Source organism: Acidobacteriota bacterium, assembly GCA_039683095.1.
In the GTDB taxonomy this organism is placed as follows: Bacteria; Acidobacteriota; Aminicenantia; order Aminicenantales; family Saccharicenantaceae; genus RBG-16-66-30.
This window is the reverse complement of sequence record JBDKSB010000005.1, coordinates 1-18,216: the sequence shown is the minus strand read 5'-3', so window position 1 is coordinate 18,216 and position 18,216 is coordinate 1. Positions and strand designations below refer to the sequence as shown.

General features: G+C 67.4%; 13 protein-coding genes. 7 read left to right on the top strand and 6 right to left on the bottom strand.

Going from position 1 to position 18,216, the window contains the following annotated elements; all coding sequences use genetic code 11:
- The first annotated feature begins 260 nt into the window (after positions 1–260).
- Positions 261–3,401: a hypothetical protein gene (locus tag ABFD52_04685; protein ID MEN6560054.1), complete on the top strand. Its 3,141-nt coding sequence runs from the start codon at positions 261–263 to the stop codon at positions 3,399–3,401.
- An 81-nt stretch (positions 3,402–3,482) separates the two neighbouring features.
- Here the strand turns inward: ABFD52_04685 and ABFD52_04680 are convergent, their stop codons facing one another.
- The 4 genes from ABFD52_04680 to ABFD52_04665 form a co-directional block, all read right to left on the bottom strand.
- Complete coding sequence (locus ABFD52_04680; GenBank protein ID MEN6560053.1) at positions 3,483–4,817, bottom strand: MFS transporter; 1,335 nt, start codon at positions 4,815–4,817, stop codon at positions 3,483–3,485.
- A 47-nt stretch (positions 4,818–4,864) separates the two neighbouring features.
- Positions 4,865–6,334 (bottom strand): family 16 glycoside hydrolase, encoded by a 1,470-nt coding sequence (locus ABFD52_04675; GenBank protein ID MEN6560052.1) that lies wholly within the window; start codon positions 6,332–6,334, stop codon positions 4,865–4,867.
- A 17-nt stretch (positions 6,335–6,351) separates the two neighbouring features.
- A complete protein-coding gene (locus ABFD52_04670; GenBank protein ID MEN6560051.1) occupies positions 6,352–7,608 on the bottom strand; it encodes a Gfo/Idh/MocA family oxidoreductase in 1,257 nt (418 codons plus the stop codon).
- A gap of 118 nt (positions 7,609–7,726) precedes the next feature.
- On the bottom strand, positions 7,727–9,646 hold the full coding sequence (locus ABFD52_04665; protein ID MEN6560050.1) for an AMP-binding protein: 1,920 nt from the start codon (positions 9,644–9,646) through the stop codon (positions 7,727–7,729).
- A gap of 181 nt (positions 9,647–9,827) precedes the next feature.
- Between ABFD52_04665 and ABFD52_04660 the strand changes: the two genes are divergently transcribed.
- The 6 genes from ABFD52_04660 to ABFD52_04635 all read left to right on the top strand — a co-directional run bounded on the left by ABFD52_04660 (position 9,828) and on the right by ABFD52_04635 (position 16,046).
- Positions 9,828–10,190, top strand: coding sequence for a PilZ domain-containing protein (locus tag ABFD52_04660; GenBank protein ID MEN6560049.1), 363 nt, complete (start codon positions 9,828–9,830; stop codon positions 10,188–10,190).
- A gap of 126 nt (positions 10,191–10,316) precedes the next feature.
- Positions 10,317–12,200: a DUF2207 domain-containing protein gene (locus tag ABFD52_04655; GenBank protein ID MEN6560048.1), complete on the top strand. Its 1,884-nt coding sequence runs from the start codon at positions 10,317–10,319 to the stop codon at positions 12,198–12,200.
- Between the two features lie 67 nt (positions 12,201–12,267).
- Positions 12,268–12,534, top strand: coding sequence for a DUF4342 domain-containing protein (locus ABFD52_04650; GenBank protein ID MEN6560047.1), 267 nt, complete (start codon positions 12,268–12,270; stop codon positions 12,532–12,534).
- A gap of 79 nt (positions 12,535–12,613) precedes the next feature.
- The gene (locus ABFD52_04645; GenBank protein ID MEN6560046.1) at positions 12,614–14,710 is read left to right on the top strand and encodes a family 20 glycosylhydrolase; all 2,097 of its coding nucleotides are present in this window, start codon (positions 12,614–12,616) and stop codon (positions 14,708–14,710) included.
- A complete protein-coding gene (locus ABFD52_04640) occupies positions 14,707–15,369 on the top strand; it encodes a carbohydrate-binding family 9-like protein (protein ID MEN6560045.1) in 663 nt (220 codons plus the stop codon). Before ABFD52_04645 ends, ABFD52_04640 begins: the two co-directional genes overlap by 4 nt.
- Before the next feature lie 17 nt (positions 15,370–15,386).
- Entirely contained in the window at positions 15,387–16,046 is a 660-nt protein-coding gene (locus tag ABFD52_04635; protein ID MEN6560044.1) for a hypothetical protein, read from the top strand.
- Positions 16,047–16,049: 3 nt separating this feature from the next.
- Here the strand turns inward: ABFD52_04635 and ABFD52_04630 are convergent, their stop codons facing one another.
- Both ABFD52_04630 and ABFD52_04625 read right to left on the bottom strand, forming a co-directional pair.
- On the bottom strand, positions 16,050–17,210 hold the full coding sequence (locus ABFD52_04630) for an FAD-binding oxidoreductase (GenBank protein MEN6560043.1): 1,161 nt from the start codon (positions 17,208–17,210) through the stop codon (positions 16,050–16,052).
- On the bottom strand, positions 17,197–18,216 hold a 1,020-nt coding region (locus tag ABFD52_04625; protein ID MEN6560042.1), incomplete at its 5' end, for a (2Fe-2S)-binding protein. The genes ABFD52_04625 and ABFD52_04630, both read right to left, overlap by 14 nt.

The following is an 18,216-nucleotide window of genomic DNA, read 5'->3' as shown; positions in this document are numbered from 1 at the left end:
AGTCCCGCATCTTACAGGAATTCCCGCGGCCCGGTCAACTGCCTCGAATATCCGCCCGACGGTTCGGCCGGTCCCGCAACGCGGGCCGGGGCGGGCGCGTTTGGACCATATAGACAGGCATCGTCATTATTGCTAAGATATCGGCGGAAAGGGGTCGAAAGGAGTTTCGACCTATGCGCGGACCACGGCCTCCCGTCCGGGAGGGTATAAGCAATGAGTCGCATCTTCCCTCGGAATCCGTTCAGCGAAGGAGACCTCCCATGCGGAAATGCCGCCTGACGAAAACGCTGGCCGGCCTGATCCTGGCCGGTATCCTGGCCGGGAACGGGGCTACGGGGCTGCACGCCCAGTGGTACGGCCGGAACAAGGTCCAATACAACAAGTTCAACTTCAAGATCATGAAGACCCGTCACTTCGACGTCTACTTCTACCTCCAGGACGAGGAGACGGTCAAGATGGCGGGCCTGATGGCCGAGCGCTGGTACGCGCGCCTGTCCCGGATGTTCAACCACGAGCTCAAGGGCCGCCAGCCGCTCGTCCTCTATGCCAGCAGCCCGGAGTTCCAGCAGACCACGGTCATCCCCGAGCTCCTGGGGGAGGGCACCGGCGGCGTCACCGAATCCTTCAAGCGGCGCGTCGTCCTGCCCTACGGGGCTTCCCTGGCCGAGACCGATCACGTCATCGGCCACGAACTCGTCCACGCCTTTCAGTACGACATCATGGCCCAGGGCCACTCCGACCAGGCCCGGGGCAACGACGCCTCGCTGCGCATCCCCCTCTGGTTCATCGAGGGCATGGCCGAGTACCTTTCCATCGGCCCGGTCGACCCCAATACCTCGATGTGGATGCGCGACGCCGTCCGCCGCAAGGACCTGCCCGCGCTCAAGAAGCTCGACAACTCCTACAAGTACTTCCCCTATCGCTGGGGCCAGGCCGTCTGGGCCTACATCGCCGGCCGCTGGGGCGACGAGGTCATCGGCAAGATGATGAAGTCGGTCGGGCGCTCGGGTGACTACGAGGTCATCCTGGAGAGCGTCCTCGGGGTCAAGATCAAGACGCTCTCCGACGACTGGCACAAGTCCATGCAGGCCGCCTATGACCCTCTGGGGGACAAGACGCAGGCCCCGGACAAGTTCGGCAAGCCCCTGTTCAAAGGCACCGAGAGCAACCCCTATAACATCGCCCCGTCCATCAGCCCCGACGGCAAGTCCATCGTCTTCCTGTCCAGCCGGGACCTGTTCTCGGTCGATCTCTACCTGGCCGACGCCGACAGCGGCAAGGTCCGGAGGAAGATCGTCTCGACCGCCGTCGACCCCCATTTCGAGAGCATCCAGTTCATCAAGTCGGCCGGGTCCTGGGACTTCCAGGGCGACAAGTTCGTCTTCGGCGGCGTGACCAACGGCCGCCCGGTCCTGACCATCATCGACATGAAGAGGGACAAGATCGAGCGGGAGATCCGCTTCAACGAGCTGGCCGAGATCCTCAGCCCGGCCTGGTCGCCCGACGGCCGCTACGTCTGCTTCACCGGGCTGGCCGGGGGCGTGTCGGACATCTTCATCTACGACCTTCAGGACAACATCCTCAAGCAGATGACCCGGGACATCTACGGCGACCTCCAGCCAGTCTGGTCCCCGGACGGCAAGACGATCGCCTTCGTCACCGAGCGTTTCTCCAGCAACCTCGATTGGGTCGACGTCGGCCGGTACGAGCTGGCCCTTCTCGACGTCGAGTCTGGCCGCGTCCAGAAGCTCCTGGCCTTCCCCTCGGGCAAGAATATCAACCCCCAGTGGACGGCCGATTCCCGGGCGCTCTATTTCCTCTCGGACCAGAGCGGCAAGACCGATCTCTACAAGATCGACGTCGCCTCGGCCAAGATCGTCCAGGTCTCCAACCTCTACACCGGCGTCTCCGGGATCACCGATCTCAGCCCGTCCATCTCCGTCGCCCTGAACACGGGCCGGCTGGTCTTCTCCGGCTACCAGGGGGGCTATTACACGGTCTACGCGGTCGATGATCCGGCCGTCCTCGAGGGCCAGACCTTCCTGGCCCAGTTCGAGCGCAACCCGGCCGTCCTCGCCCCGCGCAAGGAGCCCGAGGGCTCGCTGCTGGGCCTGCTCAAGAACCCGCTCTTCGGCCTGCCCAAGGATACCGCGTTCGCCGTCGTCCCCTATAAGCCCAAGCTCAGCCTCGACTACGTCATGCCGCCGAGCATCGCCATCGGCGTGGACCGCTACGGGACCTACGGGGCGGGCGGCGTGGCCGCCTATTGGAGCGACATGCTCGGGTACCACACGGTCGTGACCACCGCCTTCACCGGCACGCGGCTCGTCGACACTTCGGGCGTCGTGGCCTACCTAAACAACCGCAGCCGGCTCAACTGGGGCTCGGCCCTCCAGCGGATCGTCTATCCCTATTCCTATTATTATTTCATGTACAGCGACCCGGCCGCGGGAGGGGACGGCTATTACCACGAGGTCGAGGACGTCTACCGGCTGATCAACTACGACGCCTCCGTGTTCGGCTCCTACCCGCTCAGCCAGGTCAGCCGCTTCCAGCTCAGCGCCGGAGGCCGGCTCGAGGATTTCCAGCATTCGGTCTACGAGAGGATCTATGACCTGAGCGGCTACCTCGTCGACTATCGCAAGACCCACCCGAACGACATGCCGGCGAGCCTGGGCTACGGCTATCTGACCGGCAGCTATTTCTACGACACCGGCATATTCGGCGCGACCAGCCCGATCCTGGGGCAGAACCTCGGCGTCCAGCTGTCGCCGGCCGTCGGCGGGGTGACGTTCATGACTGCCCTGGCGGATTTCCGGAAGTATATCATGCCGGTCAGGCCCTTCACCCTGGCCTTCCGGGCCATGCATTACGGCCGGTACGGCAAGGATTCCGAGGACACCCGGTTCTACCCGCTCTACATCGGTTACTGGGACCTCGTCCGCGGCTACGATTCGATCTCCACCGCCGAGCTGTCCACCTACAACAGCGATCCGACCAAAGCCTTCGATTTCAGCCGGCTCTACGGCAGCCGGATGATGGTGGCCAACGTCGAGGTGCGCTTCCCCCTGCTCGGGCTCTTTCATCTGGGCAAGGGCTACTACGGCGCCTGGCCGCTCGAGGCCTTCGGCTTCTTCGACTGGGGCATCGCCTACGCCTCGGCTCCGAACTACTGGTGGGGCGGCTACGTCTACGACAGCGCCGGGAACGTGATCGGAGAGGATCCCAAGCTGGTCAAGCCCTGGTTCGCGGGCGGGGACCGCAAGCCCGTGCGGAGCTACGGCGTCGGCGTCCGGACCAATCTCTTCGGCGTACTCGTCCTCGGCCTGAACTACGTCTATCCCATGGACCGGCCGGTGCGCGGCTGGCACCTTCAGCTGAGCATCAGTCCCGGGTTCTAAAAGAGAGCGCGGACCTATCGATCGGCGGGGCCACCCACCCGGGTGGCCCCGCCGTTGCTTTTTTGCGGATCCGCCACCGTCCTATTTCCCGGGTTCTTCCGCCGGCGCCGGAACGGCCGGGGGCCGGAAGGCCACGGCCAGCAGGACCGCGGCGCCTAGCGCGGTCAGGCAGGGGATCAGGAACATAGTCCTGAAGTTGGTCACCCCGGCGGAGGTGAAGACCGACTGGAGCAGCCAAGGCCCCAGGGAATTGGCCGCCAGGACGCCCAGGCCGAGGATCATCACGTTGAACAGGCCCTGGGCGCTGGAGCGGACGTCCTTGGGGAAATAGGTGTCGACGAAGATATAGACCGTGGCGAAGAAGAAGGCGTAGCAGATGCCGTGCAGGATCTGAATGGCCACGATCATCCAGGGCTGGGAGGGGAAGAAGGCGTAGACCGCGAACCGGGCGGCATGTCCCAGGATGCCGATGAGCATCGTGAAACGCCAGCCCAGCTTCTTCAGCACCAGGCCCAGGACGAGCATGGTCAGGAGCTCGGAGACCTGGCCCAGGCTCATGACCGGCATGATCCAGTTGCCGGGGATGCCCACGCCGCCGGCCGCCCGGGCCGAGCCGAGGAAGGTCCCGGTCCAGTTGAAGTAAAGGTTGTGGACGAAGGCGTCGATAAAGGCGATGAGCCACAGGATCAGGACGAAGGGCCTCTTGAGGAGCTTGAAGGCCTCCAGCCAGGCGAAGCGCTCCGTCCCGTTAGCCGCGCCGGCGCTCTTTTTCTTCGGCGGGGTGTGGGGCAGGAGGAGGCTGAAGGCGGCCAGGGCCAGAGAGGCGACGCCGGCCACGATGAAGGTCCAGCGCGTGGCCTGCCTCAGCGCCTGGCCGGTGAGCCCGGAGCCCAGGACCGTGCCGATCCAGGCGACCGCGCCCCGTGGCGCGGCGGCCCTGACCCGGGCCCAGTCGACCAGGATGAAGGTGAACGGCCAGGCGGCCAGGATCCAGCCCAGGGTGCCGCCCATGCGGATGAGGCCGAACTCCTTCTGCGGGTCCTTCATGTTGGCGAAGGCGATCGAGTTGGCGATCGAGTTCGTCGGGACATAGAACAGGCAGTGCAGCCACATCAGGATCAGGAACGGCCAGAAGCCGCGGCTGAAGCCCAGGCCGAGCATGGCCAGGCCGCCGACGAGGTGGCTGAAGCCGAGGAACTTCTCGGCGGCGAAATGACGGTCGGCGAACTGGTTGCCGAAGAACATGCCGATGATGGCGGCGATGGGGAAGGCGTTCAGGATCCAGGCCTGCTGGACGGGCGTGAACCCGAGGCTGGGCAGGTAAGCGTAGATCAGGGGCAGCCAGGCGCCCCAGATGAAGAACTCCAGGACCATCATCAGGAACAGTCTGTTGCGCGGATTGCGGGTCTCGGTCATGCGCGATTCTCCTTGGGTTCAGCTGATCCCGCGGGCCGGCGCGGCGATCAAAGCTCCTTGAGGAAGACGTTGCGGAAAAACGGCGGCGACTGGCTGTCGTGGTTCTGGAGGCCGATATAGCCTTCCGGCGCGAGGTCGCGGACCTTGCCGCCCGGCCGGGCCTGCCAGTCCAGCACCGTCTTGCCGTTGAGGTCGACCTTGAGGCGCATCCCCTTGAACTCGATCCGGATGTGGTTCCATTCGCCCGTCGGGGCGGAGGCCATGGCCTTGGGCGCCTCGATGTCGTAAGCGGCCCCGGTGTGATGGATGCCGGTCGAGGCGTCGTCGATCTGGATCTCGATCGAGTGGTAGATGTAGTCGTCGCTCGCCGGCACGTCCGGGACGCGCAGGAAGATGCCGGAGTTCGTCGTCGGCGTCGAGCACTTGAACTCGCACTCGAGGACGAAGTCCCTGACCTTCTTCCCGTACCAGAGCAGGCCCATGCCGCCCTGGCCCTTGAGAACGCCCGTCTTCGGGTCGCACTCGAAGTAGCCCGGGCCATAATGGTTCCAGCCGTACTTCTCGTAGCCGCCGCCGCCGCGCCGCAGGATCTGGGCGTAGCCCTCGTAATAGGTGACGCTCCTGACGTAGGCGATGCTCTTGCGGAAGGCCGGCACCGGGTCGCCGACCTCGGACTCGTTCTCGTACTCCATGGTCAGGTAGCCGTCGTAGTCCTGCAGGGTCAGCTCGGCCAGGAGGTCCCGCAGGCAGCCCTTGCCGGAGCCCCAGGCGACGTCGTCGACGCCCTTGGCCGTCCCGAAGTCGCTGCGGTCCTTGAGATGGACGTCGAGGATGCGCCCGGCCAGCAGCTTGAAGGCTTCGCGGGGATCGTTCAGGCCCCGCATCCAGTGGCCGCTGTCGGCGCACGAGCCGATGCGCTGGTCCTTGCCGTCGACGTGGCTGAAGACGGTCTCCGGCAGGTTGTACTTGGCCGGGGCCGGATGGTTATGGATGGCGATCTTGATGTTGTATTCCCCGACCAGCTTCTCGAGCAGGGTGAAGTCGTCGTCGGCCGGCTCGCAGACGAGGATGCGGATGCCCATCTTACGGGCGAAGTCGAACATCCGGCGCATGCTGGCCTCGGTCGTGCCGATGTCGCAGACGCCGTAGCCGTAGAGCGTGACGCCGGCCGCTTCCAGGGCCTTCTTGGCGAAGGCGACCTGCTCGTCGGTCATGTTCTCGTCGAACTTGGCCCCGGGGAACTCGGCGGCCAGGGCCTGGCCGGGGAAGGCCTCGATGGCGCCGACGCCGAGCTCCTTGAGCTTCTTCAGCGTTTCGGCGAAGGTGAACTTGCGGAAGGTCCAGGCCTCCGAGGCGAAGGGAAAGGGCTTGATGCGGACGGCGGCGTAGTCCGCCGCGGCGACGGCTTTCTGGAGCTCGGGGGAGATGTGGCGGATCTGGACCGGCCCGGCGCAGGCCGGAACGGCGGCCGCCGCGACGAAGATCGCCAGGGCGATCGCGGAAATGGCGCGTGTCATTTGGTCCTCCTCGGAAGTTACTTGGCTTTGGGGTTCCACTTGCCCAGGGCGACCGGAGGCACGTAGCTCTCCAGGCCCCTGAAGGGGAAGGGGATGGTCTTGCCGAGCTCGGCGCTCTTGTAGGCGGCCATGAGCAGCTCGGCCACGGCGACGCCGTCGGCGAAGCTCTCCTCCGGCCGCCGCCCGGCCAGGAACGAGCGGACCATGTGGCGGTTCTCGGCGGTGTAGCCGTACTCGCCGGCCTCGTCGGACACGACGGGCATGAGCCCGATCTCGGCGTTCTGCTTCTCGACCAGGTCCTCGCCGGCCCGGCCCCGGACCTCGCGGCTGAAGAAGACCTTGAGGCCGGTGTCGAGCGTGTTGACCTGCATGGAGTACTCGGGGCCGAGGAGCTCCATGCTCAGGCGCAGGCCGGCGCCCACGTAGCACCAGCTCGTCGTCGTCTCGACGACCAGGGTCTTGCCCGATCTGTCCTTGTACTCCAGCAGGGACCGGGCGAAGTCCTCCGACGGGCGCTCGAGATAATCGGTCTTGCCGCCGCTCGCCTTGGCCAGCCTGGCGGCGTACTTGGGTTCCTGCCACTTGAGGCAATTGGTGTAGGCGGTGACGCTGACCGGGGTCAGGACGTCCCGCGGGGCGCCCGGCGGCGTGAGCATGAAGCGGGCCTCCTCGACGGAGTGGCACATCATGTCGTTGAGGACGCCGCCGCCCTGGAGCGTGCCTTCCCAGAACCAGGGCATGTGCGGGCCGCTGTGCTCCTCGGCCGCCCGGGCCAGGTAAGGCGGCCCGGACAGGGCCGCGCCGCGGGCCCAGACGATCTCCTTGCCCCGGACGACGGCCGGGGAGAAGACCTGGTTCTCGAGGTAGCCGTCGAGCAGTCCGGCCTTGGTGACCAGCTCGAGCATCTTCCGGGCCTCGCGGGCGTTGCGGCCGAGGGGCTTCTCGCAGGCCACGCCGGCGAGCTCGGCCTTGCCGCTGACGACGGCCTGGGCGATCTCCTCCATGACCTCGAGCCGGGTGAAGTTGGGGGCGCAGATCCAGAGGGCCCCGATGCGCGGGTCGGCGGCCATCTCGGCGATCGAGCCGTAAGGCCTGGCGTCGCCGACGGCGAGGGACTTGGCCAGGGCGCAGGCCTCCCGGGCGCGCTTGGCGTCCAGGTCGAAAACGCCCAGGATGTCGGCGTCGCGGACGCCGATCCAGGAACGGATGTGGAAGCGGGCGATGAACCCGCCGCCGATGATGCCGACCCCGAGGGTCGCCGGTTTTCTGGTCATGGCGGATATCTCCTTTTCTAGGTCGTGGAGCAGGAGAACGAATCTCCTGCGGGCCCGCGGGGCAGGCCTCTCTTTTTTAGGTTTCTACATATCGCAAGTCGCCGAGGGTTGTCAATTTTCAGGCGGCGTCGCCGAGGCGGGAAATTATCCTCCGGTTCTGGGCGTTGGCGATATCCTTGGCTTCGGGCGCGAACAGGCGCTCGAGGCGCGCCGCGTAGGCCTCGGTGATCTTGCCCCGGACCATCTTCATGGTCGAGTTGAGCAGGTGGTTCTGCTCGGTGAAGCCCTCGCCGAGGACGGCCACGGCCGCGGGCAGCCACCGGGCCGGGAACTGGCCGGCCTGCCGGCCGCCTTCGCGGTAGGCGTCGATCTCCGCCTGGATCAGCCTCAGGGCCGCCTCCTGGCCCTCGGGCGCGTGGGGGCTCAGTCCCTTCTCCCTGAGCCAGCGCAGCACGGCCTCCTTGTTGGGCACGAGGAGGGCCACCGTGTACGGCGACTGGTTGTTGTAGAGCATGACCTGGTCGATGTAGGGCGAGGCCTCGGTCAGGGCCTCTTCGATCGTCTCCGGGCTGTACTTCTCGCCGTCGCCGGCGATGAGCAGGCTCTTCATCCGGCCGAGGACGTAGAGGAAGCCGTCGGCGTCGAGGTAGCCCAGGTCGCCCGTGTAAAGCCAGCCGTCGCGGATCGTTTCGCGGGTCGCCCGGTCGTTCTTCCAGTAGCCGGCCATGACGTTCTCGCCCCGGATGACGATCTCGCCGGTCTGTCCGGCCGGCAGGGCCCGGCCCTGGTCGTCGCAGATGCGCAGCTCGATAGCCGGAGCGACCCGTCCCGAGGAGCCGAGCTTATGGGCCTTCCGGCTGTTGGCGGCGATGACCGGGGAGGCCTCGCTCAGCCCGTAGCCCTGGAACATCGGAATGCCGAGGGCGTAGAAGAAGCGCTGCATCTCGATGTCGAGCAGGGCGCCGCCGCCGACGAAGAACTCAAGGCGGCCGCCGAAGTTCTCCCGGATCCTGCGGAACAGCAGCTTGTCGTAAAGCGACACCAGGGGCTTCCTGAGCTTCTTCAGCCCGCGGCCCTTGTTCCAGCCCTCGGCGTTGTAGTCGATGGCCAGGGCCAGGGCCCGCTGGAACAGGGCCTCGACCCTGGGCCCCTTGTCGCGCACGCCCTTCTCGATGTTCTTGCGGAAGCTCTTGGCCAGCGACGGGACGCTCAGGAGGAAGTGCGGCCGGATCTCGCGGATGTTGCCCGGGATGTTGCGGAGGGTCTCCAGGCCCGTCCGCCCGGCTTCGACGGCGGCCAGGGCCGCGCCGCTCTTGATCATCGTGTAGATGCCGCAGGTGTGGCAGAAGCTGTGGTCCCAGGGCAGGATCAGCAGGGAGACGTAGTGCTCGGGGCAATCGACCAGGGACCGGGAGTGCTCGATGTTGGCCGTGTAGTTGCGGTGCGTCAGGATGATGCCCTTGGGATCGGCCGTTGTCCCGGAGGTGTAGCAGATATTGGCCGGATCGTTTTCGCGGAGGCCGGCCAGCGCCGCCTCGACCGCGGACGGCGAGGCGTCGAGCAGGTCCCGGCCCCGCCGCAGCACGTCCTCGAAGGCGGACTCCTCCGGCCCCAGTCCGTCCTCGCCGTTGAGCACGACGGTGGTGACGAGATCGGGCAGGTCGGCGCGGACCTGGCGCAGCTTGGCCAGCTGGGACCGCGAGACGACGGCCATCCGGCAGCCGGAGTGGGCCAGGCGGAACTTGAGGTCGCTCAGCTCCTCGATCTTGATCGAGATGGGGACGTTGATGGCGCCGACGGCCAGGATGCCGAGCTCGGCCGTGATCCAGTCCCGGCGGCCCTCGGCGATGAGCGCGGCCCGGTCGCCCGGCCGCAGGCCGAGGGCCAGGAGGCCGGCGGCGAAGGCGTGGACCAGGTCTCTCATCCCGGCATAGGTCGTGGGCTCGTACCGGCCGGATCGTTTCTCCCAGATCAGGACGTTGGCGGGATAGGCGCGGACGCTCTCCTCGAAGAGTCCGGGCAGTGTCCGTTCGGCCATGAGCGACCTCCTCAGGCGGTTGAGTGGCACCCATCCTACGTCCCGGAAGGGGAAGATGTCAAAGTTCATCGTCCAGGGGCCCGGATCGACTAAACTTACGGGCTGAAGCGCCCCGGACTGTCTTCATGAGGGAGAGGGCGTTGATCCTGGATCCGGGAAAGGCGAAGGCGCGGGCAGGCCGATGAAGGAACGGCGCCGCGACGTCCGCCTGGTCGAAGAGAACAAGGTCGTGGTCTCGCTGATGACAGGCGAGGTGCGGCCGGGCGCCCCGGTCGTCTTCCATTCCCTGACCCGGGACATCTCCATGGGCGGGCTGCGGATCATGACCGGGGCCCGCCTCGAGGCCGGGGCCAGGGTCCGGCTGGAGATCACCCTGGGCCGCTCCCGCCGGCGCGTCAGGGCCGTGGCGGAGGTCCGCTGGGTCCGCGACCTCTACGACGGCGAGGTCTTCGAGGCCGGGCTCCAGTTCGTCGGCCTGGATCCCGACACGGAATTCGCACTGATGGACCATATTTTCGGGGGCCGGGGCGAGCCCCCGGCCTGACGCCTCCCGCCGCTTGCATTCTCCCCCGTTCTCGGGCTATAAAAGGGGGACTTAGGCCGAAAGGACCTCCCGGATGAGTTGGCGGAGCGAGACCCGGTTTCAATTAGGGCGTCGACGGGAAGGCGCATGAACAGACACGGCCGACGAGCCCGTTTCCTTCTCCCCGTCCTGGCCTTTCTGACCGCGGCCCCGGCCGCCGTCCTCGCGCCCGCCGCAGCCGCGGCGGCGGACAAGGATTATCATTTCCCGGAGGTCCGGGTGGAGGTGGCCGTCGCGCGGGACGGTTCGTTCACGGTCGACGAGTTCCGGACCTTCGACTTCCGGGGCAGCTTCAGCTATGCCTACATCGTCATCCCCCGGCGGATGGAGCACGCCGGGGCCGGCCGCGACGTCGGCATCTCCGGCCTGACCGTGACGGACGAACAGGGCCTGCCTCTCGGGACCGAGATCAGCGAGCGGGGCGGCGAGATCACGGCCCGCTGGTCGTTTCGGGCCCGGGACGAGAGGCGGACCTTCCACATCCACTACCGGGTCACGTACGGCATCACCAGCTATCCCGATGTCACCGAGCTCTACTGGAAGATCATCGGCGACGGCTGGGACAAGCCGGCCCAGAACGTCCGGGCCACCGTGACCCTGCCCGGGCCGGCGGCCTCGAGGTCGGACCTCCTGGTCTGGGGGCACGGGCCCCTGGCCGGCTGGGCCGAGATCGTCGACGAGCGGACAGCCCGTTTCTCGGCGCCCGAGCTGGCCGCCCGCCAATACTTCGAGGTCCGGGTCGTCTGGCCGGCCGGCCTCGTGGCCGGGGTCCCGTCCGACCGGCTGACCCTGGGCGCAATCAAGGCCGAGGAGGACGGCTTCGTCCAGGACACCATCGCCCGGGTCCGCCGGGCCCAGGCGGACGAGGCGGCCCGCCGCGAGCGCAAGTCCGTGATCGAGCGCCGGCTGCTGAAGGGCTTGGGCGCCTGGGGCCTCTGGCAGATCGCCGGGCCGCTCATCTGGCTGGCCTTCTTTTTCCGGGCCTGGTCGTCCGTCGGCAAGGACTATCGCTTCGAGGGCCTGCCCGACTATGTCCATGAGCCGCCGGCCGCGCGTTCTCCGGCCGTGGTTCAGTCGCTCATGCGCGAGGGGAGGACCGTGAACACGTCCGCTTTCATGGCGACGCTGTTCGACCTGGCCCGCCGCGGCGTTATCGAGATAGAGGACCGGAATGTCTCCAGGAAGACCCTGTTCGGCTCGAAGGCGGCCGTCGAGACGGTCCTGACCCTTAAAAAGGACCCGGAACGGGGCGAGACCGGCCTGCGTCCCTTCGAGCGGTCGCTTCTGGGCTTCGTCTATGAGGAGCAGGCCGGCCGGATGGCGCCGGGGGCCTCCATCACCATCGACGCGTTCGAGAATTACCTGAAGAAGCACCCACAGAAGTTCCAGTCCTGGTACCGGGACTGGACCAGGGCGGTCAAGGACGAGTGCAAGCCGCTCGGCTTCCTCGAGCCCGAGAGCGTCAAGGCCCGAAATCGCTTCTATATTTATACCCTGCCCGTGGCCATCCTGACCTTCAGCCCGGTCCTGTTCATCCTGGCCCTGGCCCTGATCCCGACGCTCATGCGGCGGACGATGTTCTGGGCCCGGGAGAACGAGGCCTGGAAGGGGCTGGACCGTTTCCTCCGCGACTTCTCCGATTTCAAGGAGATCCCGCCGGAGGCTTACAAGCTCTGGGAACAGTACCTCGTCTTCGGCGTCCTTTTCGGCCACGCCAGGAAGATACTGAAGATGCTGCCCCTGATCCTCAAGGACGAGCGGGCCGTTGCCCCGGCCTGGTACGCGGGCATCGGCCGGCCGGGGGGAATGGACGTCTCCGCGGTCGAGCACATGGTTTCCAGCCTCCAGCACGCGGCCGCGTCCATCAACCAGGCCAGCACCTCGGCGGCCCATTATTCCTCCGGCGGAGGCGGCGGATTCAGCGGCGGCGGGGGAGGCGGCGGCGGGGGAGGCGGCGGAGGGGCCGGATGAGGGGCGGCGGACGTTCCCCGGCCGGCCGCGGCATCTGCTATAATTGGAGAACAAAGGGAGGCCCGACATGACGGAAGAAAAGAAGGACTCCAAGGCCAGGTTCGAGGAATTCCGGGTCAGCGGCGGCGAGGTCCTGAGCAAGGTCAAGGAGATCATCCACGAAGGGAACGTCCGGCGCATCATCTTCAAGGACGAGCACGGCAAGACGTTCATGGAGATCCCCCTGACGGTCGGGGTCGTCGGAGCCATCGCGGCGCCCATCCTGGCCGCGGTCGGCGGCATCGCCGCCCTGGCCTCGAACATGACCATCGTCGTCGAAAAGATCGGCGACTGATCCCCGCGTCCGGCCTTTGCCCCGCTTCCTCTCTGTGCTATAAGAGGGGCGTCGGAGCCCGAACGGAGAGGAGACTCCTATGATCAGTCGCGCCTCGAGGCCCCTCGCCAGCCTCTGTCTCGTCCTGAGCGTCCTTGCCGCCATGCCGGCCCTGGCCGCTTCGGCCGCGGGACGAGCGCCGGGGGAGGCTTGGCTCGACCTCCTGCCGGTCCCGGAAAGCGTGACCGTCCGGGACGGCCGCTTCCGTGTCGACGAAGCCCTGGCCGTCGGCCGGGCCGCCGCCCCGCCGGCCAAGGCGGCGCCAGCGGACCGGGCTTTCAAGGCCGCGGCCCGGTTCATGTCGCGCCTGGCCGGACGGACCGGCCTGTTCATCAAGCAGGATTTCCTGGCCTCCCAGTTCCCGGCTGCGGCCGGGGGCATCCGCTATTCCTTCGTTCGGGCCGGTGAGCTCCTGCCCGGAGAGGACGAATCCTACCAGCTGACGGTCGAGCCTTCGGGGATCGCGCTCGACGCTCCGACCGACCTCGGCGTCCTGCGGGGCTTCGAGACGCTGCTTCAACTGCTGAGCGCCGACGAGAAGGGCTATTATTTTCCCTGCCTGACCGTCAAGGACCGGCCCCGCTTCGCCTGGCGCGGCCTGATGATAGACGTCGGCCGCCATTTCCAGCCGGTCGAAGTCATCAAGCGGAACCTCGATGCCATGGCCGCCGTCAAGATGAACGTCCTTCATCTGCACCTGACCGAGGACCAGGGCTTCCGGGTGGAATCGAAGGTCTTCCCCAGGCTCCAGGAGCTCGGTTCGGACGGCATGTATTTCACCCAAGCCCAGATCCGGGACCTGGTCGATTACGCCGGCGACCGCGGCATCCGGGTCATGCCCGAATTCGATCTGCCCGGCCACTCGACCAGCTGGTTCGCCGCCTATCCCGAATTCTCGAGCGCGCCGGGCTCGTACGCGATCGAGCGGAGGTTCGGCGTCTTCGGCCCGGCCTTCAACCCGGCCAACGAGAGGATCTACCCGTTCTTCGACGCCTTCTTCAAGGAGATGGCCGGGCTCTTCCCCGATCCCTACCTCCATATCGGGGGGGACGAGGTCGAAGGCCGCCAATGGGACGCCAACCCGGCCATCCAGGCTTTTAAAAAGAAACACGGCTTCACCGACAACAACGCGCTGCAGGCCTATTTCAACCGGCGGCTGCTGGCCCTCGTGACCCGGCACGGCAAGAAGATGGTCGGCTGGGACGAGATCCTGCAGCCGGGCATGCCGGCCGACATCGTCATCCAGTCCTGGCGCGGCCCCAAGTCCCTCGTCGAGGCGGCCCAAAAGGGCTATCGGGGCATCCTGTCCAACGGCTACTATATCGACCTCTGCCAGCCGGCCGAATTCCATTATCTCAACGATCCGCTGCCCGCGGACTCGCCGCTCGACGACGGGCAGAAGGCCCTCGTCCTGGGCGGCGAGGCGACCATGTGGGCCGAGCTGGTCACGCCCGAGACCATCGACTCGAGGATCTGGCCGCGGACGGCGGCCATCGCCGAACGGTTCTGGTCCCCGGCCTCAGTCCGGAACGTCGAGGACATGTACCGGCGCCTGCCGGTCGTATCCCTGGCCCTAGAAGAGCTCGGGCTCCTCCACCTGAAGAACGCGGACATGCTCCTGCGGCGCCTGGCCGGCGGGCCGGATGTCTCGCCCCTGAAGGTCTTGGCCGAAGCCGTCGAGCCTCTCGAGGGCTACGCCCGGCACGGCCAGGCCGACTACACCAGCCTGTCGCCTTTCACCCGCTTCGTCGATGCCTGCGCCCCCGAGTCAATGCCGGCCCGGCGGTTCGGCGCGGCGGTCGATCGCTTCCTGGCCGGGCGGGACCCGGTCACGGCCGCCTCGCTCCGCGACACGATGACCGCCTGGAAGGATAACCACGCCTTGATGCTTCCGCTCCTGGGCGCCTCGCCGGCGTTGCGGGAGATCGAGCCGCTTTCCTTCGGCTTGGCCAAAGCCTGCGGCCTTGGGCTCGAGGCCCTCGGCCATCTCATGAGGGGCGAGGGGCAACCCGCCGCCTGGGTCGAGGAGAGCGCCGGGACGCTGGCCGACGCCGCCAAGCCGGCCGCCCACGCCGAGCTGGTCGTTGTCAAGGCCATCGCCAAGCTCGTCCAGGCCTGCGGAGGAACGTCCAAGTGACGGGCCAGGCCGGGCGCCCGTCCTACACGGTCCGGCGGGTGGAAGACTTTGGCTACGACGAACCGGCGGGGGAGCCCTGGGACCGTCTTCCGTGGCTTCGAGTCGAGCATTATCTCTGGCTGACGAACGGTTGCCGGCCGCGGGTCGAGGCCCAATTGGGCTGGTCGGACCGGTTCCTCTATGTTCATTTCCGCGTCGCGGAAAAGCCGGCCCCGGTGCGCTATGCCAAGTTCCAGGACCCGGTCTACAAGGACAGCTGCGTCGAGTTCTTCATCGACGCCTTTCCCGAAAAGAAGCTCGGCTACGTCAACTTCGAGATGAACTCGGCCGGGGCCCTTCTGGCCGCTTTCGGACCCGATCGGGATCATCGGAGCCCCCTTTGGCCGGAGGACCTGGCTGGCATGTCCGTCCACGCCGGCGCCGAGGCCTGGCCCGGGGCCGGCGACAACTGGACGGTCTGGTACAACGTCCCGCTCGAGCTCTTCCGGAAGCTCTATGGGGAAGCCATCGTCGCCGGCCATCTGGCCGCGGCCAACTTCTACAAGTGCGGCGACGAGACGGCCCTGCCGCATTACGGGGCCTGGAGCCCGGTCGGGACGCCGAAGCCGGACTTCCACCGGCCGGAGTTCTTCGGCGAGCTTGTCTTTGGCCCGGAATGAAAGGGAGGAGGGTCCCGATGAGCAACGAGCCTGGTCAAGCCGGCCGGCTTTGGGGGCGCGCGCTGGCCTGGGGGCTGGCCGCCGTCGCGTTCGGCTGCGGCTATTACTTCGTCCGCCAATTCCTGAAGGACGGCGTCTGGCGCTTCGACCTGACGCTCGTCGATAAATCGCTCGCGGTCGCTTCGCTTTTCCTGATCGCCCTGTCGATGGCCCTGACCGGGTTCTCCTATTTTTCCCGGCGCTCATCGAAGGCCCTGGCCTGGCGCAAGCCCTGCGGGCTGCTGGGATTCTGGATCGGCCTGGCGCACGGCCTCGTCGACCACATGCTGCTGCGGGCCGCGGGCCTGCACGCCGAGAGCGGCGCCGAGGCCGGGCCGGCCGGGGCGCTGGGCCTCGTCGCCCTGGTCCTCTTCGCCCTGATGGCCCTGGCCTCGAACGCCCAGGCCCGGGAGCGGATGGGAGGGCGGACGCGGCGGAAGTTCCTGCGTTACGCCGGATATGCGGGGCTCATCCTGGCCGCCGCCCATGCCGCGCTGCTCAAGGGGTCCAGCTGGATAAGGTTCTTCCGGAGCTTCAAGCCGTTCCTGCCTTCGCTCAGCCTGCCGGTCACCCTGTTCGCGGCCTGCGCCGTCATCGTCCGAGTGGGCGTCTGGATCGCGGAGAAGCGGAAGGCCTGACGCCTAGGTCAGCTTCTCCTGGCCCTTGAATTCGCGGCGGGGGTCGACGTACGTCAGCGTTTCCCGGTCATCCGCCGTGGCCGTTCCCTGGACAAGCCGGGCGATGAGCTCTCCGACGCCGGGGCCGAGCATGAAGCCCTGGCCGCACATCCCCGCGGCCAGCAGATAGCCCTCGAGCTCGCCGGCCCAGCCGATGATCGGGAAGCCGTCGGGGGTCATGGGGTAGAGGCCGCGCCAGGTCCGCCTGACGCGGAGGTTTTTCAGCCGGGGCATGAGCTCGACCATGCGGCCGGCGACCATGGGCAGGAACGAGCTCGTCTCGCGGACGTCCGTGCCCCAGATGCTCGGGCTCGGGGTGATGCAGAAGATGACCTGCCCCGTGGCGTGCTGATAGAAGTAATAATTGGCCGAGCCGGCCACCGGCCGGATATCGACGACCATGGGGCCGAGGAACCTGGCCACGGCCTCGGTCACCGCGCCTTCGTGGGAGTCCGGCCGGACCGGGAGGTCCAGGCCGGCCATCGCGGCGACCTCCGCGCCCCAGGCCCCGGCGGCGTTGATCACGACCGGGGCGCCGTATTCGCCCTTGTCCGTGCGCACGCCGGCCACCCGGCCGCCCGCGGCGACCAGGCCCGTGACCCGCTCGTCGAACTGGAAGCGGGCGCCGAGCTTCCTGGCCCGGGCGTAGAACGCGTGCGCGGAAAGGAGGGGAGAGGCGTTGCCGTCATCGGGCGAGAACGTCCCGCCCAGGAGCCCGTTCGGATTGAGGTCCGGGATGACCTCGAGCAGGCACCGGGCGTCGAGCCAATCTATGTTGAGTCCGGAGGCCTTCTGCCCGACCAGGAGGTCCTTGAGGGTCCGTTCCTCCTCGGGCCGGTAGGCGACGTAGCTGTAGCCGCCCTTGTACCACTCGATATCGTCCCCGAAGCGGTCCTTCCAGGTGGAGAAGATCTCGAGCGACCGCAGGCACAGGCGGATCTTGGCCGGGTCGGAAAAGGTGGCCCGCAGGCCGCCGATGGCCCTCTTGTTGGAGCCCTGGCCGACGCTCGGCAGCCTGTCGATGACGAGGACCCGGAGGCCCGCCTCGGCCAGGGCCAGGGCGGCCGGAGTGCCGACGCTTCCGGCGCCGACCACGATGACATCGAAGCTCCTAGTCGCTGTCATGGCCGTCATCCTTTCTGCCGAGTCCGGCCAGGGTCCCCAGCGGGACCTCCATGAACAGCGGACGCTTTGGCTGGTCGACGACCTCGGCGTCGGGCACGCCCTCCTCCCGGAACAACCGGTGGATGAGGGGCGTGCAGGTCTTGGCCCCGCACGAGCCCATGCTGGCCCGGGTCACGGCCTTGATCTCGTTGATGTCCCGGACGCCTTCGCGGATGAGCCGGCGGATCTCGCCGGCCGTCACCCGCTCGCAGCGGCAGATGATCGTGTCGTCCGCGGTCCGCTCGACATAGCGGTCCAGGGGCTCGGCCGTCCCGGCCGGCTGGATCCGGAGGCCGGCGATCTTCCTGGCATAGGCCCGGGGGGCCCGGACCTTGACGATGACCGTCCGGTCATTGGCATTGATGGCCTTGACCGCGCCGATCTCGACCTCGCCCAGGGGCTGGCCTTCCGTGTCCTCGACGACGGCCCGGTCGCCGGGCTTCAGGCGATCCTTGGGAAACTCGAAGGGAATGGCCACGGTCGGGAACTCGGCGTCCTTGCGGTAGTCGACCAGGGTGATGGCCAAGCCCGGGCAGATGGCCACGCACTTCTCGCACCCGGAGCAGCCCTTGCCGCCCTTCTCGCCGGCAAAGGAGGGCAGGCGGCGGATGTCCGTCTCGTCCATCTCGATGAGGTCATTGGGGCAGACGGCCGTGCACGGATCGCAGGGGATCTCCTGGTTGCAGTGGAGGACCGGGAAGACCGCGGCCGCCTCCTCGGGCGTCCTCTCGGGGACGACTGTCCCCGGCTTCGATTTCAGGATGTCCGCGGTCCGGTACCAGTCGGGGGAGATGTCGCCGACGGCGCGGCCGCGGGCCCGGGCCACCTCGAGGCCGCGGCTCTTGCCAGAGAAGATGGCCGCCGAGGCCTCGGCGATCTCCTCGGCGTCGCCGGCGGCGAAGGCCGTCAGGCCGAACTCGCGGGCCTTCTCGTAGAACTCGTTGACCGGGTCGAGCCCGACGGCGAT